Raw genomic sequence first — 23,390 nt, 5'->3', positions numbered from 1 at the left:
GCACGCTCACAGTCACCGCAGAGCCATCAACCCCTCCGCGGATCGGTCTGATCGCTCACGGCGCTCCGTGGCTGTCCCTCGCGGCCGACCGTCTCACGTGGCCTGCTGACGCGGATCGAACAACGTGCAGTTCGGACACCAGACCGATCCATCCGTCCGTCGAATCTTCTTTCCGCGACAGTCAGCGCAGGGCTCTTCGGCATAGCGGACCATACAATACCTGTCTGGGAGCTAGATATGTATGGGTATTTCGGTGGACTCACGTTCTGTAATGCGTGATTCTCAGGGGATCAAGATGGAGGCGCTGCGGAGAACATGGTCGCTACACGACCGAATGAGATACCCGCCCGACTTACCGCGGCCGCGCGACGAGTCCGAGGTGATCCGCGTGATACTCCTCGAGTCGCCGCGTCTCCATGATCTCGTAGCCCTCCGAAAGCTCCTCGCGAACGTCCGCGAACACAGCCGCCGGCTCTCGAGTCACGTCCTCGCTCCGGGCCTTGACAGCCAATAGGAGCCGCCCGTCGTCAGCCAAGAACTGCCGGTTCTCGAGCGCCACCCGCGCCTGTCCGCGCGTCGCCACGTCTTGAACGATCACGTCTACGTCCGACTCCACGACGTGGGCGTAGGTCTCGGGCTTGCGAGCGTCTTTCAGCAGCGGAAAGAGCCGCTCGCGGCTCTCGGCGGCCTCGAGCAGGTCCCGGGCCGGCCGCGCGGCGAACTCGACGGCGTAGGTCGGACCGGCGAAATCGGCGACGTGGCTCACAGTGGTTCCGCTCGCGGCACCCAGATAGAGCACCGTCTCGCCGCCCGCGAGGCCGGTGTCCATCCCCAACTCGAGCATGGCACCGAGCTTCGAGCGGTTCGGGTTCCACGCGCGCCACTCGCCCTCGGTGGGCTCGCCGTAGACCGGCTCGCCCTGTGTCGCGAGTCGCTCGGTCCCGTCGAATTCGTGGCGCTGGACCCCTGCGGGAAGCGCCTTATTCATCGCCGGCACCTCCGTCGGCTTCGGCGTCGTCGTCGACGGTCCGCGACTGAATCGTCTCGATCCGCTCGGCCAGTTCCGCCTCGAGTTCGGGTTTCGACTCGCCGGAGTAGTGGTCGACCCGGGCGGCGATGGCGAGTTTCCCGGCGACCGCACGCGCCGCGGAGCCGCGGTTCTCGGGGTGGGTTCCCCGGACCGCGTCGTGCGTGTAGATGATGCCGTGTTTGGGCGAGGGCGCGTGGCCCCGCAGGTGGGCGAACAGGGCATCCTCGGCCCCAAGCACCTGAATCGTGCCGCTGGGTTTCTTCGCCAGTTCCTCGAGGCCGCCGGCAAGTGAGATCAGCCGGGCCGCGAGGACGGGGTCGGCCAGCGCCGCGAGGTTCGGCGCGACGGCGGGCGTCCGCCGCTGGACGAACTCCCGTAGTTTGTCCGCCTCGTCCGCGAGGTCGGCGACCCGTTCGGCGAGCGAGCGGATCGCGGGCTCCTCGAGGTCGTCGTCGGCCTCGCCGTCAGCCAGCGTTCGGGCGTACTCAACGCCGGTACCCGCGTCGGGGTCGACGGTGCCGGCCCACTCGGCCAGCCGCTCGGCGAGTTCGTTTGCGGTGCGGTCGCAGTCGTCCATCGCGCGCACCGCGTGGACGAGCTGGCGGTCGTCGGCCCGTTCGCGTTCGGTCACCGCGGCTCGCGTCGCCGTAGTCGTCGCCTCGCGGAGGGCGTCGTAGTACTCGTCTTCGTCGCTCGCGAACCCGGCCTCGAGGGCGAGGGCGGGCCAGTCGCGGGGTTCGTCGGCGCTCCCCTCGCGAACCGCGGTGATCGTCGCATCGGGATCGTCGCGGTCCCCGGCCGCGAACCACCCGTCCGTATTACTCATGGACGCTCGTTCCCGCCGCGGGCGATTAAAGCCCCCGTTCACGGGCTCGGGCGACGGAGGCCGGACGCAGTCGCTCTCGAGAGCGGAACCGAAATCGCTGAACCGCGAAAACGAGCCGATTCAGACGCCGAACGTCGCCCGCAGCATGTCGCGGGTGCCGGGACCGAGGCCCACGGCGACGACAGTGATCATGAGGAGGATTGCATAGCGCGGGCTGTCCTCGAAGACCGTCTCGTCGAAGATCCAGATGACGAAGATGGCGGCAGCGACTTTCACCAGCAGGAACGGCCACGCCGACCCAGTGATGGCGACGACATCGGCGGGAAGCACGTCCGCCGTGGTGTTCGCGATCGCCCGGTTGATCGGGTGCTTCGGGACGAGGTTGACCGGCAGGCCGAGGCTCGTCGCCCAGTCGAGGCCGATGACGTTTGCGACCCCGTCGACCGCGTGGGCCCAGATGACCACGATCCCCATCGACTCGGTTCCACGGTTCAGTTCGGGGGCGAAGCGCTCGAGTGCGACCCACGTGATCGCCGTAGTCAGGGTCGCGCCGACGAGGATCACGAGGGGGATGAGCGGATAGAACTCGGCGTAGGGTTCCGTGGCCGCGACGTAGGCCAGATAGGCGATCGTAATCGTCAGTACGGTCGTGCCGATCCCGGCGAGGGGGTACTCATAGCCCGAGACGTGGCCGTTGCGGTCGAGCCAGACGGAGGCGATGACCGAAACGAGGGCGATGAAGAAGACGGTAAAGTAGATCAGCGGGCTGATGATGAACCCGGACCAGGGCAACTGGATCGCCATCTCGCCGGTCGCTTCGAAGGCGGTGGCGTTGACGTCCTCGACGACCCGCAGCGCCCCGCCGAAGAGCATGAACGGGAACAGCGCGAAAAAGCCCGCGCGATAGCGCTCGATCTCGAGCCGACGGACGAGGAAGATGACACCGACCAGTAACAGGACTAACGTCGGGATGTAACCGGAATACGAGACGAAGGTGTAGCCGGGTTCGGCGGTCGGACCCGCGCCGGTACCGGCCTCGCCGCAGGGGAGTTCCTGCCCGCCGGCCCACGCGACGCAGTTCCAACTGTGGGCGTCGGCGACGACCGGCCCCCAGAAGTACTGCCAGATAATGTCGACGTACACTCGCTGGGGGAACAGGACCGCGCCGAGGACCACGACGGCGGCGAGACTCGCGACGGTCGCGGCCCAGACGCGCTCGGCCCCGAACCGGTCGATGAAGTCGTCCATACCGAATCCCGTTTGGGGGAGCGCTTACCGTTTCCGGTTTCAGTACGCATGACAATCCGTTCTGTCGACCGCGAACGCAGTCTATCAGTTCTCGGCTTCGCGGGCGGCCGCGAGCACCTCGTCGTGAACCTCGCCGTTCGAGGCGACCAGTCCCCGGCTATCGTGTCGCCAGCGATCGCCCTCGAGGTCGGTCACGACGCCGCCGGCCTCGCGGATCAGTCCGACGCCAGCGACGGTGTCCCACGAGTTCGTCGGCAGGTCGGTCAACGCCCCCTCGAGCGCGCCCGAGGCGACCATCGCGAGCTCGAGTTGGGCACAGCCGAAGCGGCGCATGTCGCCGAATCGGTCGCCGATCGCGCGGGTGACCGCGGCGAACTGGTCGCGCTGGTCGAAGTCCCACCAGAAGGTCGGACAGACGGTGGCCGCTTCGGGGTCGGAACAGTCGCTGACCGACAGCGGTTCGTCGTTACAGAACGCGCCGTCCGGACCGACGCGGTAGGTGTCACCCAGCGCGGGGCAGTCGAAGGCAGCGCCGACCGGTTCCCCGTCGACGACGGCGGCGACGGCGGTTCCGAACGTCTGCACACCGTCGACGTAGTTGCTCGTCCCGTCGATCGGATCGACGATCCACGCCGGCCCGTCCTCGGGGACGACCTTCAGCGCGCCCTCCTCCTCGCCGACTATCGGATCGTCCGGAAACGACTCGCGGACGGTCTCGATGACGGTCTCCTGTGCGTCGCGATCGATCTGGGTCACGACGTCCGTTTTCCCGTCTTTCTCCTCGACGGTGAAATCGGTTCGAAACGAGTCGGCTGCGACGGCGGCACCCGCGTTCGCGGCGCGAACGGCGACGGCCGCACGCTCGGCATTGGGCTCGGCTTCGCTCATTACTTCTTTTCGACGGGCCGGGCTGAAAAATGGTCGTACTGACAACTCGCCGACTGGCCAGTTGATCGTCGGGGCTCGAGCCCGAGCCCCGACTCAGTCGTCGCGCTGTCCCAGCCCGGGCGGCACCGAACAGCCGCAGGGGCTGGCCGAGGCCGTTACGGGGCCGGTCGCGGTGACGAACGCGACCGGCTCGCCACAGCGCGGACAGTCGGGCAGCGGTGACGTGCCGTCGCCGGTATCGTCACGCTCGTCGGACTGACTACGCATCCCGACCGCCTCTTGGTCGACAACAGGCCATCGAAACGACTCGTGTCGGGCGATTCGACCGTCGTGCGGGATGTTTATATCCCGGAAGAAGTAACGCAAACATGGCAACTGAATCCCGGTATGGGATTTGGAAGCCACGTCTCGGGTGCTCTCTTCACCCGGGGCATTTGCGTGCTGCCCCCGATCTTGGAGTGTGGCTTCCAGTTTGCCAGTTGAATTGTTGGGACTTATATCTACTGCAAACGTGCTGAAAGAGACCCATCTAGGCGAGTGCGAAATCGAACTCTGAAGTACGGAGACGAACTGTCTCGGCGGTCCAGTCACTATCGATTCGAGCATCCTTAGAAGTTTGCGAGGGCAAGACGCTCCGTCTTGCCGCGCACTGTGGTGAGTGCGAGGGGAGGGGATCGAACCCACGAACTCCTACGAGAGCGGATCTTGAGTCCGCCGCCGTTGACCGCTTGGCTACCCTCGCACGCAGTTCCCTCTGAGGCCGTCCCAGCGGTTAAATCGTCCGATTCCGTTCGGTGATTTTCCGGGCTCGAGGCCTGTCGAGAGTGTACCGAGAATCGATTCTGGGACGCGACTGCGCTACGAGCCGCTCGAGGACCGCCGAGAACACGCATTGGAGACGGATGCTCCTCGATTACGCCGCCCGCGTCTCGAGGTCCGACTCGGTGTACCGCCGTCCGCAGTTCACACACTGGTAGCCGCCCTCGATGTGGGCGTAGAGTCGCTCGCCGCAGTGCTGACACCGGCCGTAGGGCTGAGCCATCTATTCGGTATGGAGTCCCGAACCGGGATAAATACTGCACTTACACATGCGCCGAACGGCGTGCTCGACGGCGGCGTCGATGAATCCACCCGGTTACTCGAGTCGCGCCGCGTACTCGCGGTCCGCCTCGCTCGCCACCGGGTACTCCCCGTCGAGTTCGATCTGCCACCCCTCGAGTACCGTCGGGTCCTCGAGCGCGGTGGTGAGCGTGCTCCGCACGTCGGGAAGGGCGACGCCGTAGTAGTCCCGTGGCACGCCGCGGAGATATTGGAGTGCCGTTTCGAAGAGCGACCGCATCCCGGCGTCGTCCTCGAAGTCGACGTGTTTGTACGCCCCGGCGGCCACCTGCACCATCCCGTGAAGGAACGCGCTCTCCGTGGTTCCGTTGCCGTAGTTGTACCACTCCGCTTCGAAGCAGTCGTGTGATTCGTGGAAGTCGCCGGCGTTGTACAGCCGGACGCCGTGAATCACGGCCCGCCGGAGCGTTCCGTGCTCCCAGCCGTTCGACGGACCGCGCTCGGCGTCCCACCCGGTCGGCGTGTCGGAAATCGGCGGCCCGACGGAGTCGTCGCGGGTGTGGTCGTCCATGGGCGTTCGTTATGGCCCCACTCACGTAACCGCGTCGGAGGGCTGCGTTCCGTCACGGCCATTCATGTCGCATCACACTCACTAACACGCTCGAGGGCGGGCGGCCCGTCGCCGTCGCGGTTCACCGAGCGTGATAGGTCGGCGGTGCTCGATCCATCGATTCCCCGCTCAGAGGGGGCTGTTGGCACGGTACCGTCGGTTCGAGCCCGACAGCTGACCCGTCCACGCTGTGAAAGACCGAATCGCCTTTCCCGTTTCGGCCCAACTATCACGTAATGAGAGTCGCACAGATCGGGTCGGGAACGCCGGAGATCGCAGTCGTCGCGGGCGTCCACGGGGACGAACCCTGTGGCGTCCGAGCCGTCGAGCGATTGCTCGACGAACGCCCGACCGTCAAACGGCCCGTCAAACTCATCGTCGCCAACGAGGAGGCCCTCGAGCGGCAGGTTCGCTTCGTCGACGAGGATCTCAACCGCGCGTTCCCGGGCAGTCCGGACGCCCAGACACACGAAGGCCGACTCGCGGCCGAACTCGTGGCCGAACTCGACGGTTGTCTGACCTTCTCGATGCACTCCACGCAGAGCCACGCCGATCCGTTCGCCATCGTCAACGGCGTCAGCGAGACGGCAAAAGAGATCGTTCCGCAACTGCCCGTCTCGGCGATGGTCGAGACGAGCAACTTCGCGGAGGGACGGCTCTTCTCGGCCGTCGACACCGTCGAAGTCGAGTGCGGGCTACAGGGTTCGGAGACGGCCGCCCAGAACGCCGACCGGCTGACTCGCGCCTTCCTCACCGCTGTCGGCGCGCTGCCCGGCGATACCGTCCGACGCGATCTCCCGGTCTACCGTCTCACCGACGTGATTCGCAAAGGACAGGCCGACACCTACGAGGTCTTCGTCGATAACTTCACGGAAGTCGAAGCGGGGGATCCCTTCGCCGCCGCCGACGGCAACGAGCAGGTCGCCGACGAGGCGTTCTATCCGGTGCTCATGTCCCCGAACGGCTACCGGAACGTCTTCGGCTACGCCGCGGAGAAACTCGAGGTCCTCGAAACACCGACCGCGGCGGACTGAGAAGTCGATTCTCGCTGTTTCCTGTCGTTACTGGCGGGACCGTTCTCGGACCACAGCCCCTGAGCCGCTGGTCGATCGCGATCCGAGTCCGATCGTGAGTGCCGATGACGCAAAGCATATCCCCGTCACGACCGTAGCGATGAGTATGGAATTCCCACCGAATCAGGGTCTCGATCAGGACGAGGTCAACGAGCAGGTCGCCGACGCCATCGCGGAAAACGAGGTCGTTCTCTTCATGAAGGGGACCGAGCTGATGCCCCAGTGTGGCTACTCCCGCAAGGCGCTGGGCCTGATTGACCAGCACCGCGACGACTTCGAGACCGTCGACGTCCTCGAGTCCCTTGACGAGTACCGCGCGGCGCTCAACGAGGAAAGCGGCTGGGAGACCATCCCGCAGACGTTCGTCGACGGCGAGTTCGTCGGCGGCTCCGACATTCTCGAGGAACTCGACGAACGCGGGGAACTCGAGGAGACGCTGACCGACGCGTAACTGTCGCGTCGCCGATGGTAATTTATCTATCTTGATATTTCACGGATTTAATAGCAGGTCATATAAGTCACGCGCTCGTACTAACGGATCACGAGTATCGCCGTACACACCTTCCCACAATGTCAACAGAGGAATCCAGACACGTTTATCGGCTGCATTCGACGCTTGAACTGCCCCTCGAAGATCTCCACGACCACATCGACGACGCGACGTTCCCGGAAGGAGTCACGGACGTCGAGATCACGCGGCGCAATAATACACTGATCCTCAAGGCCGTCGCCGAGGACCAGTCCGTCAGCAAGTACACCCCTACGGCACAGCTCAAGGCCAGCGTCACGGAAAACCGGGTCTACGAGGAGGATCCGGACGAGCGACGCCAGAAGTCCTTCAGCTGGGACGAGGAAGAAGAGGAAGAGATCGAATCCGAACTCGTCGAGTTCGCCGCGTTCAAAGGCGACCGCGAGACCGTCCTCCAGAACTCGCTGTTGCAGTACCAGATGTTCCTCGTCCTCTGTGGGATCGCCGAAGCCGCCGAGAAAGGCACCCTCACAGCGATTTCGGAACGCGACGGCGACCTCGAGGCGACCCGAATCGTCGACGGCGAGCCGCGACCCGCCGACATCGAAGTCGTCGAGGGCCCGCGCGATCACGGCTCCGGACAGGGCGGCGTCAACTGGCGCGACAACAAGTTCATCACGGACTAAGCGCCGGATCTCCTCGTCGGTATCTCGGTTCGACTAGCTGCTCGTTTTCCATTCGGTCTCAATCCGTCGCGAGCACCGGCGATAGACGTTTGTACCCCCGATAGCGAACGACGAGTATGGACGATCCGGGCCCCTACGCGCTCCTCGGTCGCCTCGCCGTCGCGGCGTTCGTGATGATCGCGCCGACGCTTTGCTTTCTGGGACTGGTCCGGGGGCTCGAGCGGCTACGGGACGACGAGGTAATCGACGCGTGGGCGCGGACGCGAGGCGGGGATGACGGACACGATATCGCGCCGGACGACGACGTGTTCGCCGTGCTGGCCAACGAGATGGATATCGAGGCCGCCGATGCATCGGGCGTGCGCTGTCCGTCGTGTGGCACGCCGAACCGGGCGGGGGTCTCGTTCTGTCGTGACTGTCAGCGGCGACTCCCCTCGTCGTGACGGCCGCGTCGATCGACTCTGGGCGGTCAATCGCTGCTGATCGGTCGCGCTCGCCGAACGTTTTCCTCGAGTCGCTCGGCGTGCTCGAGCCGGATTTCGCGGGCCTCCGCCGGAGAGATCGGCCCCCGTCCGACGATCTCGTTCGAGACCGGCTCGTAGGCCTCGACGTCGAATCCCAGTCGCTCGAGATAGGACCGGACCGCGTCCGAGTCCAGCCCGTCTCGGATCGCGGCGTTGACGTACTCGATGACGGCGTCGAACTCCGGGAGGACGATTTCGTCGTCGGCGACGCGGCCAGTGTCGCCCTCGATACGGACCTCGGCATCGCCGAGGTGGTCGACGATGGTGGCCACTTGATCTGCCAGTTGGACGACCTGACTCGGCAGCGCGGTATCGGGCGAGCGCCACTCGACGGTGGTAAACGACTCTCGGAGCTGGACCGGCGTCCAGACCGCGCTCTCGGGGTCGAAATGCGACCGGATCGTCGCCCGGTCGGCACCCGCCTCGATCGCCGCCGTCACGAACTCCTCGTACCGCCGCTCGAGCCGCCGGGTCCACTCCTCGGTATCGTCGGCATAGGGCCACAGCCGGCCCTGATGGGGGACGTCGTCGTAGGCCATCCATCGATACAGTTTCGACCGCGCGCCCGCGGCCAGGTTCCGGCCTCGAAAGTACGGCGAGGAGTTGACCAGCGCGAGCGCCGGATCGAGCGCGATGAGCGCGTTGAGTTGATCGATCGCGCGGTCCGGTTGTTGCTCGACGTGGATGTGGGTGCCCGCACAGTGGCGAACGTACTCGAAATCGTCGCCGATAACCTGTTCCTGTACTCGAGTCCGGTCGCTCGCACGGTCTCGAATCTCGTCGTGGTTGATCGGCGTGGCGAGCGGGACCAGTCCCTTCTCGAGTTCCTCGGCCCGTCGCAGGACCGCTTCGATCCGGTCGAACAGTTCGTCCCGCAGTTCCGCGGTCGTCTCGCAGGGCGTCGTTTTGATCTCGAGCACTGGCTCGACGAACTCGGTCTCGGCTCCCGGCGACGCGTCGACGAGCGCGCCCGGTTCGACGAGCCGTCCGTCGTCGTCGATGACCCAGTACTCGACTTCGATGCTCCGTCGTATCGGTCGGGATTCGTGTACTGACACAGTGTGCTCTGTCGCGGTTTCGTCGCGGACGATCCGCTGATTCGCCCGTTGATATCGCTTATTTTCTCCTTTGCTACTGAGTCACACGATAACTGCTGATAAGGACATACAAGAAATTTTCGCGGACGGAAATATTCGCCAAAATCGCGGTACCGCGTGGTCGTCTCGTGAGTGAGCTCTCCGAGAGCTGAACTCGCTGCCTCGAGTAAGAGAAATTTGCCGGTACCGCCGACGGCGTGCTCCGATTCGATGCGGGACTCGAGGGCGGAACGAGTGTCCGAGCCGACGCCGCTGCGATATTCCGCGGTGTGCGGTGACTGTCGGCCGAATTGGCCGATGGGGCGGGGTCCGGAGTGCCGACAGAGCTTTCCGCCGACCCAAAGGATTTACACCTGCTAATTATATCTAATTACGAGATGGCCGAGAACTTTCCCGACTACGTCGACATCGACTATGCCGACGGCGAGGGCGAAGAGCCCGAAGAGTATCCCCACATTCAGGACAAGATCGAGAAGGCGATCGAAGTCACCCGCGAGGGCTTAGAGGAGTACGAGAACCCGGCGGTCATGTGGACCGGCGGCAAGGACTCCACGCTCACGCTGTACTTCATCAAGGAGGTCGCGGACCGCTTCGACCTCGAGGTACCCCCCGCGGTCTTCATCGACCACTACCAGCACTTCGACGAGATCCACGACTTCGTCGACCACTGGGCCGACGAGTGGGATCTCGAGGTAATCTACGCGCGCAACGAGGACGTCGGCGAGTACGTCGACGAACACGGCCTCGAGCCGGGCGACGACATCGACATCTCGGAACTCTCCGAGCACAACCAGCACCACGTCGAGGATATCCTCGAGTACGAGGAGGACACGTTCCCGTTCCTGCTCGACACCTACGTCGGCAACCACCTGCTGAAGACGGTCGCGCTCAACGACGCGCTCGAGGAGCACGGCATCGACGGCGTCATCTCCGGTGTGCGCTGGGACGAACAGGAGGCCCGCGCCGACGAGACGTTCTTCTCGCCGCGCCACGACCCCGACATCTACCCGCCCCACGACCGCATCCAACCCATCCTGCAGTTCGACGAGGCCGCCGTCTGGGACGCCTTCTGGAACTTCGTGGTGCCGGACACGGTCGAGAACTTCCCCGAGGAGGGCTACGTCCCCGAGGCCGACGACGACCTCCCCGAGGGCGTCGAACAGGACGACGTGCCGATCTCGCCGAAGTACTTCGCCGGCTTCCGCTCGCTCGGCAGTGAGATCAGCACCGAAAAGAACACCGAGGACCCCGCGTGGCTGCAGGACCTCGAGGGAACCACCGAGCGCGCGGGCCGCGCCCAGGACAAGGAAGACCTGATGGAGCGCCTGCGCGACCTCGGCTACATGTAGGCCGCCCGCAGTCGACCGCTGACTGACGTTTTACTACCGCTTTTCCCGGTTTCGATCGCTTGAACAAGCGGCAGTACCGACGTGATCGTCGCCCGTGGAACTGCGACAAGCACAGGTCGACGGGTAAGAACTGGTCGATCAGCGAGAAAGAGATCCGGTCCGCTGTTATCGGCCTGCGGCGCGGTACTCGCCGTGTTTGACGCCGAGGGCGAGCATGAGCAGCCCGAAGACGATCATCGACGGCGTGACCATCATCAGTATGGTGTCTGTTCCCATCGGCGTCGCGAGCATACCCCCGATGCCGATCCCAATCACGACGAGAAATGCGACTGCGGTCTTTGGAAGATCGAACTCCATATGCGGGCGTTAGGAGGCAAACTCCTAATGGTATCGGGAATCGGCAGTCCGTTCACGACCGTGGTCCGAAAAGAACCGGCGGGGCTTACTGCGAGGGCCGAACCAGATTCGCCAGCGCGACGACGCTCCCGAAGAACCAGCCAAGCGGGAACGAGAGGCCGAGCCACATCCCCGCGTAGGCCGCTCCCTCGAGCGTGAAGTTGCCCCGCAGATACTCGCTGATCCCGCCGACGAACAGGACGTTGTCCAACACCCAGACGGCGAAGTCGTAGCTGGGGTCGAGGACGTAGGGATGCAGCGACGGCGTCACCAGCGCGGCGACGACCGGCGGTAGGAACAGCGCCGTCATCGCGAACGGATAGGCGAAGACGACCGTGAGCGCTCGGCCGCCGACCTTCGCGGATGTCGCTGCGAGCGCGGTCGCGATGGTTGCGACGCCGCTTGCCGCTGCGACCGCCAGCACCGCGTCGAGTGGGATGTCGACCTGTTCCATGTACGACATCGCCCCCCAGGCGATCGTCAGGAGCCCCCACCCGAGCAGTGCGATGCCCGTGACGCCGACGATGCCAAGGCGGGTTCGTGTCGAGTCGAGTTTCGCCGCGTAGTAGCGGGTACCGAGACCGAGAACGGTAAGCGGATAGAGGACGAGCAAGCCGATGACGCCGAGGGCGCTCCAGCCGTGATAGCCGAGCTTCTGCGGGAGCGTCTCGGGCTTCCACTTGCCCATGACGGAGTGGCCGCGGCCACGTTGCCGGGGGAAGACGATCTCCATCCAGGCTCCGTGTAACCGCCGAATGTCGGCTCTGACCGCGCCGACGAGCCCACCACCGCCACCGCTTTTCGAGCGGGTAGACATACGCGAGCCAAAAAGCCGGCGTACCGTAAACTTTCCTGCTTTTTCTTCGGAAGCGACACGTCTCCGAACTCGGCCGCTCGCACGCGAAAACGGGCGTCGATCCGGTTCAGGGAACTCGATAACGAGTGAGTACGGGGCCGCTGTCGCCGCTCAGTTCCACGGGGCGAAGCCGGGATCGACTTCGCGGCTCGTCTCGTCGATCGCGTCGATCGTCTCGAGGTCCTCTTGATCGAGGTCGACCGTCAGCGACGCCCAGTTGTCGCCGATGTGGTCCTCGCCGGTCGCTTTCGGGATCGCGGTCACGCCCTGCTCGCGTGCCCACGCGAGACTGACCTGTGCCTCGCTGGCGTCGTGTTTCTCCGCGATCTCCTGAAGTTCGGGCTGGTCGAAGACCTGTCCGCGCGCCAGCGGCGAGTAGCCGACGACCTCGATATCGTGGTCGTCACACGCGGCCCGGACCTCCTCCTGTGGGAGCAGCGGGTGGAGTTCGACCTGATTCGCGAAGATCGGCGCGTCACACACCTCGACGGCTTCCTCGAGTTGTTCGGGCTCGAAGTTGCTCACGCCGACGTTCTCGATCAGGCCCTCGTCGTAGAGTTCCGAAAAGGCCGAGAGCGTGTCCTCGGCCTCGTACTCGTCGGCCGGCCAGTGGATGTACAGCAGGTCGAGGTAGTCGACGCCGAGTCGGTCGAGGCTGGCCCGGGCCGTCTCGAGGACGTCGTCGTGTGCGAGGTTCGCGGTCCAGATCTTCGTCGCGAGGAAGATATCGTCGCGGTCGACGTCGGCGGCCGCGATGCCCTCGCCGACGGCTGCTTCGTTGTCGTAGGCTTGGGCGGTGTCAATGTGTCGATAGCCCATCTCGAGGGCCGTCCGGACGCTCTCGGCACACTGCTCGGGATCCTCGTTTTGCCACGTTCCGAGGCCGAGCATCGGCATGCCGTTCGCAGTCGGACACGTCTCAGGGTCGATCTGTTCCATCATGGTCGGAGGGTGGGGAACGACGAGAAAAGGGGTTGTGTTTGCAGTAGCGTCTTCCGCAAAGGATGTGTGGGATTCGGTACCGAGGAGGCCTATTTACCGCGAAATCGATCTATCCTGACCGACCGTGACCCAGCGGGACTACTGGTACATCCGTAGCGGCTGGGCCTGCGAACTCTCGTCCTGTCCAATCGCCTGCATCTGCTGGGCCAGTTGCTCCCGTTTCGCTCGGATCTCCTCGGCGCGGTCGACGAGTTTCGCCACGTCCACCGTGAGATCGGTGACCGGCCCGATGCCGTCCTCGAGCAAGACGCTCGCAGATTCCGGATCGGGGAACTGGTGGTCACACTCGACGACGAGCCCGAGGCTGCCGTGGCCCTCCTGTGCCGCGCGGTTGATGAGCGCCCCCGTCGGCCCGGTGATGACGCCGTCTTCCGGCGGGACCGGGATGTCTGTTCCCTCGAGCGCCTCGCCGCCGTCGCCGGTCGCGATGCCGTAGATGTCGGGTCGGTCCTCGTCGCGCTCGGCGGGGAGTCCGCTGAGATAGATCGGCGTCGCATCCTGCTCGACGATCCAGCCGGTGAGACAGTCGGCGACGCTCTCGACGGCCTGCGAGGCGATCGGCGCGTCGCTCTGGAGCGCGATGAGGTCGTGTTCCTCGCTGACGTAGAGGCGGACCGGCGGGCGAGCGGTTCGGTCGCCGCCGCGGTAGACGCCGATCCGGGGGAGCCCCTCGCAGTGGACGCTCGCGTAGTAGCGCATGTCGAGTTGCTCGACGAGGTGGTCCGTCGCAATCTTGCCGACGAGGCCGACGCCCGGGAACCCTTCGACCAGCGTCGGGTTCTCGAGGTCCGCGTCCGGTCCCTGTAGGCGGATTGCTGCCATGGTCGGATCGATGCGCGTCAGCGCCATAAAATCGAGGGCGGATTGGTCCCAGTATCTCAGCTGTGCCCGCTCTCACGGCGAGTAGACGAGCATCTCCGTCGATCCCGACTGAAACTCGAAGGGGACCGTCTCGAGGGTCGGCTCGTACCCCTCGTCCGCGAGCATCGAGACGACGGACTCGAGGTGGACGGACGGTTCCGCGTCGAGCCCTTGGAGCGGATAGACGCGGACCTCGTCGGTCGCGACGCGAGCCAATTCCCGGAGCGACTCGCGGTGGAACGCCTCGCCGAACCGATCGCCGTACAGGAACAGGAAGTGCGATGAGAAGACGAGCGAGAACGAATCGCGATCGAACGGTAGCGACGGCAGTGCCGCACCGACGTACCGATCTCCCGCCCCGTCGCTCGCGTAGTCCTCGAGAAATCGGTCGGCGGCCCGCCGGAGATAACGGCGGCGCTCGGCCGGCGAACCGTAGAACGACCACTCGAACAGCGCCCGTTTCTTCGAGAGTTGTTCCCCGACCGATTCGCGATCCTCGCGACATCGCCGTTCGAGTTCCGTGACCGATCGATCGTAGACGACGTCGGCCCCGACGGCGTCGATCCCTCGTTCGGTCGCAGTCGCGACGAACGACGCGACGCCCGAGGGACAGTCGAGCACCCGTCGCCCCTCGAGTTCGGTCGGCTCGAGGTCGAACATCGCCGCGTACTCCTCGAACGTCCGTCCGATGACGGCACAGTCGGTCACTTCGAACGCTGTCGAGTCACTCATAGTGTGCAAGTATATACACTATTGTATATATCTGGCCATTAGATGGGCGGTTCCCCGTTAATACAGTCGCTCCCGGGCGCTTCGAAACCCACAAACGCCAGTCACTCGAACCCAGAGCAAATGGAGCCACTCGAGCGGTATCGACCGATCATTGACGATTTCGACGCCTTTCTGGCGGCCTGCGAGCGGCCGCTCGGCAACGCCGTCCGCGTGAACACGATCAAGGCGACCGTCGAGCGCACGCTCGCGGCCCTAGAGCGGGAGGGAATCGGCTACGAGCAGGCCGACTGGAACTCCCGCGTTTTGGACCTCGAGACCGATTCGCCGGGATCGACGTGGACCTCCTTTCACGGCTTTACCCACGGGCAGGAGGAGGTCTCGGCGGTGCCGCCGGTCGTCCTCGACCCCGAACCCGGCGAGCGGGTCTGGGACTGCTGTGCGGCCCCCGGTGGGAAGGCCACCCAGATCGCGGCGCTGATGGACGACCGCGGGACGGTCGTCGCGAACGACAACAACCTCGGCCGGATTTCGGCACTGCGCTTTAACGCCGAGCGACTCGGCGCGACCAGCCTCGCGGTGACCAACGCCGACGCGCGCAACTACTCGCTCGAGCGATTCGAGTTCGACGAGTTCGACCGCACGCTCGTCGACGCACCCTGTTCCTGCGAGGGGACGATTCGGAAGAACCCCGACGCGCTGGACAACTGGTCCGAAGGCCACATCTCCTCCGTCGCGGGCATCCAGAAGGGAATCATCCGTCGGGCGATTCAGGCCACCCGCGAGGGCGGCACCGTCGTCTATTCGACGTGTACCTTCGCACCCGAGGAGAACGAGGCCATCGTCCAGCACGCGCTCGACACCGAGTCCTGTCGCGTCGTCGATTTCGACCTCGCCCTCGAGCACTCCCCGGGGCTGACCGCATGGGAGGACGACGAGTTCGACTCGAGCCTCGAGAAGGCGGCTCGGATCTATCCACACCAGAACGATACCGGCGGCTTCTTCGTCGCGAAGTTGGAGGTGACCGCCTGATGGCCGACGGAAACGATGGCCAGCGCTTCGACCGACTGCCGGCCACCGAGGCCGACCGCACCGTCGACGGCCGTGCGACGCGCGCGGAAGTGATCGATCTCTTCGCGGACCGGTTCGGTATCCCACCGAGGATCTTCGACGACTACACGTTCTGGGAGAAGGGCGCGGGCAAGATCTGGATCTACGGCGGCGACGCACCGTCCCCGATCGAGATCGAGGCGATCGGCATGACCTGTCTCCGCACCAGACAGGAACACTGGAAGCCGACGACGGACTTCGTCCAGCGGTTCGGTACACACGCGACCGACTGCGTGATCGAACTCGACCGCGAGCAGGCTCGCCGGTTCGCGAGCGGCGAGGACCAGGACCTCGAGCGGTGGGACGGCGACTGGGGATACCTCATTGCCGCACACGAGGTCGCAGGCCAGCGCGAACCGATCGGCGTCGGCCTCTACGTCCACGGGGAACTGCGCTCGATGGTCCCGAAGGGGAGACAGCGCGACCTCGAGTCGTAACTTACGACGGAACCGGCGGCAGCGTCGCCTCGTCGATCCAGAAGGCTTCGACCGCGCGGCCGATGTCGGCGAATTCGGCGGGATCGGTCGGCTTGGTGAGATAGGCGTTCGCACACAGTTCGTAACTCTTGACGATGTCCTCGGTCGCCTCCGAACTCGTGAGGACGAGCACCGGCAGCGAGGAAAGCGCCGGATCGTCCTTGATCGTCTCGAGCACTTCGAACCCGTCCGTTCGCGGGAGATTTAGATCCAGCAACATCAGATCTAGATTGGGGCCGGAGTCGGTCGCGGCCTGGTCTTGGAGAAAGTCGATCGCGGCGGCACCGTCGGTAACGGTATGAAACGTCGTCGCGAACCCCGCCGATTTGAACGCCTCCTCTATGAGTCGGACGTCGCCGGGGTTGTCCTCGACGAGCAAGATGGAGACCGGAGCGCTGGAGGGGGAGTTGGACACTATAGACGAATAGGACCTCACCCGGTTAAGGCTGATTACAAAGTACGTTGGGTGTTGAGTTCAGTGTCGGACCGCTCGCCGTCGCTGGACTCTCGCCGCTTCGATACCTGATACGTACTACTCGGTCCGTTCGACGATCGTCCCGCCGGCCAGCCCCTCCCACTCGACGCGGTACCCGAGCCGCGAGAGGACCGCACTCGAGTCGGAAATCCCGTCCTCCTCGAGGATCGGTTCGGCGTCCGAAAGCGCCATCCCCGGCTCGATCGCGTCCGCGAGCGACTCGAGGACGGCGGGCCGAATCAGCGTCCGCCCGACGCGGTCGTGCTCGGGGAAGTCGACGTCTGCGAGCGCGTCCGCGCTCACGCCGCGACGTTCGGCCAGCGTTCCGAGTGCGATCGCGTCTTCCGCCGGCCGCAACTCGTCGGGGAGTTCGGCCGCGCTCTCGGCCACCAACTGGCGCTCGTATTCTCGGAGGACGTCGGCGACGTCTTTGACCCGCACCGTCCCCGAGTACGGAATCGCCCGGTGGTCGCGGGCGGCGATTTCCTCGCCGACGCCCAGCGATTCGTCGACCGCGACCAGCATGTCCACGTCCTCGAGCGAGGAGAGCTGCGAGAGCTTCTTCGCGACGTACTCGGGCGTCCAGAATCCCATGATCTCGAAGTAGAGACGGAAGTCGCCGTACTCGTACTCGAACGCGAAATCCGGGATCATGACCTTCGTCCCCGTCGCGAGCGGCTCCGGCTCGCGGACGAGTTTCCAGTCGAGGTCCAGACTCGAGAAGCGAGCGGCGAAATCGGCTTCGACGCCGCTGTCGAAGGTCACGTCCGCGATCGGCTCCGCGTCGGGCACCCGAACCGGGTCCGAGCTGGAGAGTTCGAGCGTGCGTTCGGTGCCCCGATCGTCGATCGTCGCCTCGAGCGACCACGCCTCGCCCTTCGCGACGGTTCGGAGGAGTCGTGCGAATCGAGTGCCGTAGCGCCGCGTCGCACGGAAGAGGCGGGTCGGCCCCGTGACGACGACTTCGCGCTCCGAGAGCCCGTCGGCCCCGGCCGCCGACTCGCCCTCGACGCGCCGAATCTCGTACATCAGTCGCAGCCGCTTGATCGCCGAGATCAGCGCTTTCGGATCGCTCGAGCGCACGCGCACCTCGGTCGCGTCGAACAGCGCGGTCTGACAGAGCGAGAGGTTGTACCGATCGAGCAACTCGTCTGGATCCCAGCGCGTGTCGACCGCAGTGAGGACCTGTCGCGTCTCGAGGTCGGCGTAGAGCGCGGTCTCGAGGGCGTCCGCCGACACGTCGAGGGACTCGCTCGCCCGGATGAGCGCCATCGCACGCTCGTCTTCGGTGACCACGCCGACCGCCTCGGCGGCTTCGAACGCGGCTTTGCGAGCGCGCTCAGGCTCGATTTCGGCGTCCGTCTCGAAAGTCGCCTCGCGCTCGAGCAGCGCCGAAAATCCGCGGACGAGTTTGAAGTCGTCGGCGTCGCGCTCGAGGTCGGTCAGCGCCGTCTCGAGAGCAGCTCGGGGCTGCCCGACGTGGCCCTGATACGTGCCGATGACGCGGGCGGCCAGCGGCCGGTGCTCGCGAGCGGCGAACTGCGGGTGGTAGCCGCCGCCGGCCCGCGAGACCCGCAGCAGGTCCTTCGTCAGCATCTATCCCGTGTCGGCGCGGCGTCGCCAAAAGTGGCCCGGACGGCGGCTCGAGCCTTCCTTCCCTTCTCTCCGGCGGTTCAGGCAGCGATATTACGGCGATCCCGTCCCAAATCGGTCGCATGGACGATTCGGCGCTCCGGATCGAGTACGAGACCCACGACGGCGTCCGGGAACTGATCGACTGTCTCGTCCACTCCCTCGAGGGGATCAGTCTCGACTTCGACCGGTGGGACGAGCAGTACGTCAAGGGCCCCGGCCTGTACGTCGCCGTCGTCACCGGTCCCTCGGTCGCGGACTTCGCGGATCCGATGGGGGACAACACGTGGCCGACGGACCGCTGTCGCGACGTTTGTCTGGACCTCGATACCTTCTTCGAGGCGGCGCGGGAGGTGGCGATGACCCGAGACGGCGCGCTCGTCGTGAGCGTCGACGGCGTCGTCCAAGACCAGATGGTCCGCTTTCGAGACGTCGTTCCCGGCGAACTCGAGAATTCCGAGGAGACCGACAGCGGGTACGAGGACTGGATGGGATCGCGCCACATGAGCGCGCTGGACACCTCGCGACGGCCGAATGTGATCTCGACGGTCACGCTCAGCGAGGAGACCGGCCGGGTAACGATCTTTCAGCGCGGTTCCTTTCAGACGTTCGAGCGCTCCGAACTCGGCGGGCAGTGGAACGTGGCCGGCTACGAGTAACGAGTCGAGAGTGGGTGATCTCGCTGGTTTCGGTGGGCTCGGCAGTCTCGGCTGTTCTCGGTAGATTCGACGGTTCTCGAGTTCCCCTCCAGTTACCGTCGCCGTCTGGCGACGCGTTCCTCCCCGGTGTCCTCGCTCACCACTTCGTAGAGCAGCGCGCGACTGCCATCGGCCGTCGGCCGCAGAATGCGTCCCAACCGCTGTGTGAACTCGCGTTCGCTGCCGCTGCCCGAGAGCACGACCGCGACGTTCGCGTCGGGCACGTCGACGCCCTCGTCGAGCACGTTCGAGGTCGCGATCCGCGTGTAAGTTCCCTCGCGGAAGCGCTCGAGGATCTCCCGTCGCTCCGCGGCCCCGGTTTGGTGGGTGATCGTCGGCAGCAGGAACCGTTCGCTGACGCCGTACGCGAGGTCGTTGTGCGCCGTGAAGACGATGGTCCGCTCGCCGCGGTGGTCGTCGAGGATGGCCGCGAGCGTCGCGAGTTTGTTCTCGCTACCGAGCATGATCTCTCGTGCGCGCTGGCGCGCGAGCAACGCCTCCCGGGCTTCGGGATCGTTCCCCGACCGCTTGACGAGTTCCTGATAGTCCGACCCGCTGCGCATCTCGATGTTCGATTTCGCGAGGTAGTCCGTGAAGATTCCCTGCGCTCGCTCGTACTCCTCGCGCTCGTCGGGGGTGAGCGACACCTCGAGTCGCTTGACGTCGTAGTTCGCGAGGTGGTCGCCGGCGAGTTCGTCCACGTCAATGCGGTGGACCAGCGGCCCGACGATTTCCTTGATGACCTCGTGTGCGCCGTCGGGGCGCTCGAAGGTCGCGGTCAGTCCCAACCGGGCGGGCGCGGCGAGCAGCCGTGCGATTTCGCGGTAGCCCTCGCCGCCGAGGTGGTGGACCTCGTCGAAGACGACGCAGCCGAAGCGGTCGCCCACCGAGTCGGCTTTGAGGTATGCCGAGTCGTACGTCGAGACCGTGATTGGCTCGAGGCGCTGTTCGCCGCCGCCGAAGCGGCCGATCGGGGTGCCGAACTCGCGCTCGAGTTCCCCGACCCACTGCTCGAGCAGATCGATCGTCGGCACGACGACGAGCGTCGGCACCGAGAGCCGCTCGATCGCCGCCAGCGCGATGACCGTCTTGCCGCTGCCGGTCGGCAGTTCGAGGACGCCGGCGGGCGCTCGCGGAACCAAGTCAAGAGCGGAAGCGGGCGCGTCGGCCCAGCGGTCGGTCTCGAGCCACGCCTCGAGGGCCGTTTCCTGATAGTCGCGGAGTTCGTACGCCGAGCGGAGATCGGAGACGGGATCGAGGTCGAGGACGCGGTCGTCGATCGCGACCCCGGTGTCGGTCAGGGCCGCCCGCAGGCCGGCGTAGCCGCCGGCCGGAACGCGCCAGCCGTCGGTCCGCGGATCGGCCTCGAGGTCGGGGACCGACCCGCGGACCGACGACGGCGAAACCGACGCCCCCTCGAGGCCGTCGATCCGGATCGTGCCGTCCTCGTACCGGAGTTCGATCGGAGCTGCGCCGTCGCTCGATGTCCGCGTCACGGGCCACAGTCGGGGCAGGGCGTACAAATACTGTCGGGTGTTCGGCGGCCTCGAACGGCGGATCGCTCGCGGCCCGACCACCGACTCCCGCTCGAAGTTACGAGAGGTGAGCGGTCACGTCGGTCGAAGAGACCATCCCGACGTAGTCGTCGTCGACGACGGGGAGGTGTTTGATTCCGTAGGTGGTCATCATCGCGGCGACCTCTTCCATGTAGAGATCCGGGGTTGCGGTTTCGACGTCCGTCGTCATCACGTCGCTCACAGCCAACTCCGTGACGTCTCGTCCCTCGGCGACGGCGTCGAGCACGTCCGTACTGCTGATGATCGCCCGCGGCGAGGTGCGAACGACCAAGGCGTTGATGTCCGTCTCGCGCATCCGTTTCGTCGCTTCCATCACCGTTGCGTCTCCCGAAATCGTTTCCAGCGGCGTGGACATCACGTCTTCGACGGTTTCCTTGTCAGCACTTCCCATAGTACTACAACGGGAACGGTCGGTATGATGTTTTCCGTCAACGCAGAGATCGCGTCGGGGATCGGGCGTCGAAGCGGCGATCGCGGCTCGGTGTTGCCAGACGGTGACCGCGCTGTGTTCCGGACCGGCCGCCGCGATCCGGCTACCTCAACCCTTTTATTACCGCTGTTCGTTGACTGGGACATGAGCGAAGACGAGGGCACGAACACGTCCGCCCAGGGTGTCCCGTCCGAGGAGGAATCCGACGACGGCGAGACGGCCGACGCGGATCCCGCGGCGTCGACGAACGGGGACGCGGAATCGGCTCCCGACCCGGACGACGCGACGGCGGCCGCAGACGCCGACTCGAGTCGCGACGCGACCGACGAGGACGCCGACGCGGCGGGGGAAGCCGAGCCGGCCGCAGGCGCGACCGGGGCCGACGCGGCGACGGACGCACCCGAAACGAGCGAGGATGTCCAGCGGGTCCTCGACCGGGTCACCGAGTACGACGACGAACTCGCCCGCCAGGTCAACTCGATCGTCGAGGAGGCCCGCGATCTCAACGGGACCGTCTCCCACCAGCGCGAGGAACTCGAGGACCTCACGGAACGCATCGAGTCCCAGGCCGAGACCATCGGCGAACTGCAGGACGAACTCGACGAGTACGAGCAGGCCATCGACGAACGCGACGAGCGACTCGCGGAGTACGAGGAGGAAGTCGAGGACCTCAAGAGCCGGCTCAAGCGCAAACAGGCCGACTTCCAGAACTACAAGAAACGCGCCAAGAAGCGCCAGCAACAGATCAAAGACCGCGCGACCGAGGACCTCGTCGAGCGACTCATCGGCGTCCGCGACAACCTCAAACGCGCACTCGAGGAGGAAAGCGGCGACGCCGAGAGCCTCCAGGACGGCGTCGAGATGACGCTGCGGGAGTTCGATCGCATCCTCGAGGACGAGAACGTCAGCGAGATCGCCCCCGATCCCGGGACTGAGACCGACCCGCAGCGCCACGAGGTCATGATGCAGGTCGACAGCGACCAGCCGGAGGGGACCGTCGCCGACGTCTACACGCCTGGCTACGAGATGGGCGACAAGGTCATCCAGAACGCGCAGGTGACCGTCTCGAACGGCGAACTCGCCGACGCGGAGGGTGACGACGACGCGGACGCAGAAGCAGACGAGCAGGCCGACGATGTGGATACTGCCGACGCCGCCGACGGCGAAGCAACGGAGGAGACGGCAGACGCCGACAGCAGCGACGGCGCGACGGACGATATCGACGACGAATCGGCCGAGGAAGCGGACTCGGCGGCTGGCGACACTGAGGAAGCCGACGACGCCGACGAGGCGATCGAACTCGGCGGCGAGGTCGCCGACGACCGAACGGAACCTCCGGCGGACGAAGCGGACGAGTAACGCGTTCGGAACCCGCCCGCGACCGAGACTCGTCGACTGACCACTCGAGTCGACTCCGATTTTACCGTGTTTTTACTGTGATCCAACTGCCGCGAGCGATGCTATAGCCCCCGCTTTCCGGATTTTATTCGGTCCTCCTATCCGGCTAGTAACCTTTAAAACAAAGTGCGCACAATACCCCTCCACGATGGCCAGCAACAAAATTCTCGGAATCGACCTCGGGACGACGAACAGCGCGTTCGCGGTGATGGAAGGTGGCGATCCGGAGATCATCGTCAACGCCGAAGGCGAACGGACGACGCCCTCCGTCGTTGCCTTTACCGATGACGAGCGACTCGTCGGGAAACCGGCGAAGAATCAGGCGATTCAGAACCCCGAAAAGACGATCGCCTCGATCAAGCGCCACATCGGCGAAGAGGACTATACCGTCGAGATCGAGGGCGAGGAGTATACGCCCGAAGAGATCTCGGCGATGATCCTCCAGAAGATCAAACGCGACGCCGAGGACTACCTCGGCGACGAGGTCGAAAAAGCCGTCATCACGGTCCCCGCCTACTTCTCCGACCGACAGCGCCAGGCGACCAAAGACGCCGGCGAGATCGCCGGCTTCGAGGTCGAGCGCATCATCAACGAGCCGACGGCTGCCTCGATGGCCTACGGCCTCGAGGACGATCAGGACCAGACCGTCCTCGTGTACGACCTCGGTGGCGGCACCTTCGACGTCTCTATTCTCGATCTCGGCGGCGGCGTTTACGAGGTCGTCGCGACCAACGGTGACAACGACCTCGGCGGTGACGACTGGGACGAGGCCATCATCGACTGGCTCGCCGAGGAGTTCGAGGACGAACACGGGATCGATCTCCGGGACGACCGGCAGGCCCTCCAGCGACTCAAAGACGCCTGTCTCTTATACACATCTCTGATGGCGCG

Annotated in this window: 27 protein-coding genes and 1 tRNA gene; 10 read left to right on the top strand and 18 right to left on the bottom strand. The window is 65.3% G+C overall.

The genetic code is table 11. The annotated features are described in order from the left end of the window. Positions 1-352 precede the first annotated feature (352 nt). The 8 genes from C489_RS17350 to C489_RS17325 form a co-directional block, all read right to left on the bottom strand. Positions 353-988 (bottom strand): fibrillarin-like rRNA/tRNA 2'-O-methyltransferase, encoded by a 636-nt coding sequence (locus C489_RS17350; RefSeq protein ID WP_049891005.1) that lies wholly within the window; start codon positions 986-988, stop codon positions 353-355. Next, positions 981-1,856, bottom strand: a complete 876-nt coding sequence (locus C489_RS17345) for an NOP5/NOP56 family protein (RefSeq protein ID WP_006432644.1) — start codon at positions 1,854-1,856, stop codon at positions 981-983. Before C489_RS17345 ends, C489_RS17350 begins: the two co-directional genes overlap by 8 nt. 120 nt (positions 1,857-1,976) lie before the next feature. After that, on the bottom strand, positions 1,977-3,104 hold the full coding sequence (locus tag C489_RS17340; RefSeq protein WP_006432643.1) for a DUF63 family protein: 1,128 nt from the start codon (positions 3,102-3,104) through the stop codon (positions 1,977-1,979). Positions 3,105-3,188: 84 nt separating this feature from the next. Further along, complete coding sequence (locus tag C489_RS17335) at positions 3,189-3,992, bottom strand: inositol monophosphatase family protein (protein WP_006432642.1); 804 nt, start codon at positions 3,990-3,992, stop codon at positions 3,189-3,191. Positions 3,993-4,085: 93 nt separating this feature from the next. After that, on the bottom strand, positions 4,086-4,259 hold the full coding sequence (locus C489_RS22285) for a hypothetical protein (protein WP_006432641.1): 174 nt from the start codon (positions 4,257-4,259) through the stop codon (positions 4,086-4,088). Positions 4,260-4,651: 392 nt separating this feature from the next. Next, positions 4,652-4,734: transfer RNA gene (locus tag C489_RS17330), tRNA-Leu, on the bottom strand. A 171-nt stretch (positions 4,735-4,905) separates the two neighbouring features. Next, positions 4,906-5,034 carry a hypothetical protein gene (locus tag C489_RS22900; RefSeq protein WP_006432640.1) on the bottom strand — a complete coding sequence of 43 codons (129 nt, stop codon included), beginning with the start codon at positions 5,032-5,034 and terminating at the stop codon, positions 4,906-4,908. A 93-nt stretch (positions 5,035-5,127) separates the two neighbouring features. Beyond that, the gene (locus C489_RS17325; protein ID WP_006432639.1) at positions 5,128-5,622 is read right to left on the bottom strand and encodes a DUF309 domain-containing protein; all 495 of its coding nucleotides are present in this window, start codon (positions 5,620-5,622) and stop codon (positions 5,128-5,130) included. Positions 5,623-5,897: 275 nt separating this feature from the next. Between C489_RS17325 and C489_RS17320 the strand changes: the two genes are divergently transcribed. From C489_RS17320 to C489_RS17305, 4 genes are all read left to right on the top strand, one after another. After that, positions 5,898-6,695: a M14 family metallopeptidase gene (locus C489_RS17320; protein ID WP_006432638.1), complete on the top strand. Its 798-nt coding sequence runs from the start codon at positions 5,898-5,900 to the stop codon at positions 6,693-6,695. Between the two features lie 145 nt (positions 6,696-6,840). Then, positions 6,841-7,185: a glutaredoxin family protein gene (locus tag C489_RS17315; RefSeq protein WP_006432637.1), complete on the top strand. Its 345-nt coding sequence runs from the start codon at positions 6,841-6,843 to the stop codon at positions 7,183-7,185. 119 nt (positions 7,186-7,304) lie between these two features. After that, complete coding sequence (locus tag C489_RS17310; RefSeq protein WP_006432636.1) at positions 7,305-7,889, top strand: DUF7110 family protein; 585 nt, start codon at positions 7,305-7,307, stop codon at positions 7,887-7,889. Between the two features lie 116 nt (positions 7,890-8,005). Continuing rightward, positions 8,006-8,332, top strand: coding sequence for a DUF7577 domain-containing protein (locus tag C489_RS17305; RefSeq protein ID WP_006432635.1), 327 nt, complete (start codon positions 8,006-8,008; stop codon positions 8,330-8,332). 26 nt (positions 8,333-8,358) lie between these two features. Here C489_RS17305 and C489_RS17300 read toward each other — a convergent pair whose 3' ends face one another. Next, positions 8,359-9,471 carry a glutamate-cysteine ligase family protein gene (locus C489_RS17300; RefSeq protein WP_006432634.1) on the bottom strand — a complete coding sequence of 371 codons (1,113 nt, stop codon included), beginning with the start codon at positions 9,469-9,471 and terminating at the stop codon, positions 8,359-8,361. Positions 9,472-9,887: 416 nt separating this feature from the next. On the opposite strand from C489_RS17300, the gene C489_RS17295 reads away from it, so the two are divergent. Then, positions 9,888-10,859, top strand: coding sequence for a phosphoadenosine phosphosulfate reductase family protein (locus C489_RS17295; protein WP_006432633.1), 972 nt, complete (start codon positions 9,888-9,890; stop codon positions 10,857-10,859). A 165-nt stretch (positions 10,860-11,024) separates the two neighbouring features. On the opposite strand, the gene C489_RS17290 is transcribed toward C489_RS17295, so the two are convergent. From C489_RS17290 to C489_RS17270, 5 genes are all read right to left on the bottom strand, one after another. Further along, positions 11,025-11,216, bottom strand: coding sequence for a DUF7333 family protein (locus C489_RS17290; RefSeq protein ID WP_006432632.1), 192 nt, complete (start codon positions 11,214-11,216; stop codon positions 11,025-11,027). A gap of 85 nt (positions 11,217-11,301) precedes the next feature. Next, on the bottom strand, positions 11,302-12,072 hold the full coding sequence (locus tag C489_RS17285) for a hypothetical protein (RefSeq protein WP_049891004.1): 771 nt from the start codon (positions 12,070-12,072) through the stop codon (positions 11,302-11,304). 150 nt (positions 12,073-12,222) lie between these two features. Next, positions 12,223-13,050 carry an aldo/keto reductase gene (locus C489_RS17280; RefSeq protein WP_006432630.1) on the bottom strand — a complete coding sequence of 276 codons (828 nt, stop codon included), beginning with the start codon at positions 13,048-13,050 and terminating at the stop codon, positions 12,223-12,225. Between the two features lie 141 nt (positions 13,051-13,191). After that, complete coding sequence (locus C489_RS17275) at positions 13,192-13,935, bottom strand: proteasome assembly chaperone family protein (RefSeq protein WP_049891021.1); 744 nt, start codon at positions 13,933-13,935, stop codon at positions 13,192-13,194. A gap of 72 nt (positions 13,936-14,007) precedes the next feature. Next, positions 14,008-14,706, bottom strand: a complete 699-nt coding sequence (locus C489_RS17270) for a hypothetical protein (RefSeq protein ID WP_006432628.1) — start codon at positions 14,704-14,706, stop codon at positions 14,008-14,010. Positions 14,707-14,826: 120 nt separating this feature from the next. Here C489_RS17270 and C489_RS17265 point away from each other — a divergent pair, with 120 nt between their 5' ends. Further along, a complete protein-coding gene (locus C489_RS17265) occupies positions 14,827-15,735 on the top strand; it encodes an RsmB/NOP family class I SAM-dependent RNA methyltransferase (protein WP_006432627.1) in 909 nt (302 codons plus the stop codon). Continuing rightward, positions 15,735-16,250, top strand: coding sequence for a DUF7122 family protein (locus C489_RS17260; RefSeq protein ID WP_006432626.1), 516 nt, complete (start codon positions 15,735-15,737; stop codon positions 16,248-16,250). The genes C489_RS17265 and C489_RS17260 overlap by 1 nt, the downstream gene beginning before the upstream one ends. A 1-nt stretch (position 16,251) precedes the next feature. Here C489_RS17260 and C489_RS17255 read toward each other — a convergent pair whose 3' ends face one another. Together C489_RS17255 and C489_RS17250 are read right to left on the bottom strand one after the other, a co-directional pair. Beyond that, entirely contained in the window at positions 16,252-16,704 is a 453-nt protein-coding gene (locus C489_RS17255; RefSeq protein ID WP_049890999.1) for a response regulator, read from the bottom strand. 117 nt (positions 16,705-16,821) lie between these two features. Beyond that, positions 16,822-18,360, bottom strand: a complete 1,539-nt coding sequence (locus C489_RS17250) for a DUF790 family protein (RefSeq protein WP_006432624.1) — start codon at positions 18,358-18,360, stop codon at positions 16,822-16,824. A gap of 119 nt (positions 18,361-18,479) precedes the next feature. Here C489_RS17250 and C489_RS17245 point away from each other — a divergent pair, with 119 nt between their 5' ends. Next, complete coding sequence (locus tag C489_RS17245) at positions 18,480-19,055, top strand: diadenylate cyclase (RefSeq protein WP_006432623.1); 576 nt, start codon at positions 18,480-18,482, stop codon at positions 19,053-19,055. A 92-nt stretch (positions 19,056-19,147) separates the two neighbouring features. Here C489_RS17245 and C489_RS17240 read toward each other — a convergent pair whose 3' ends face one another. After that, positions 19,148-20,590 (bottom strand): DEAD/DEAH box helicase family protein, encoded by a 1,443-nt coding sequence (locus tag C489_RS17240; RefSeq protein ID WP_006432622.1) that lies wholly within the window; start codon positions 20,588-20,590, stop codon positions 19,148-19,150. A gap of 97 nt (positions 20,591-20,687) precedes the next feature. Further along, positions 20,688-21,062 (bottom strand): CBS domain-containing protein, encoded by a 375-nt coding sequence (locus C489_RS17235; protein ID WP_006432621.1) that lies wholly within the window; start codon positions 21,060-21,062, stop codon positions 20,688-20,690. A gap of 183 nt (positions 21,063-21,245) precedes the next feature. On the opposite strand from C489_RS17235, the gene grpE reads away from it, so the two are divergent. Then, positions 21,246-22,460, top strand: a complete 1,215-nt coding sequence (grpE, locus tag C489_RS17230) for a nucleotide exchange factor GrpE (protein ID WP_049891020.1) — start codon at positions 21,246-21,248, stop codon at positions 22,458-22,460. Positions 22,461-22,647: 187 nt separating this feature from the next. Continuing rightward, positions 22,648-23,390, top strand: a 743-nt coding sequence (locus C489_RS17225; protein ID WP_006432619.1) for an Hsp70 family protein, incomplete at its 3' end; no start/stop codon positions are given.

The sequence above is a fragment of the Natrinema versiforme JCM 10478 genome (genome assembly GCF_000337195.1).
In the GTDB taxonomy this organism is placed as follows: Archaea; Halobacteriota; Halobacteria; order Halobacteriales; family Natrialbaceae; genus Natrinema; species Natrinema versiforme.
Note: the sequence above shows the minus strand (reverse complement) of the source record. Positions and strands in the feature narration are given on the sequence as shown.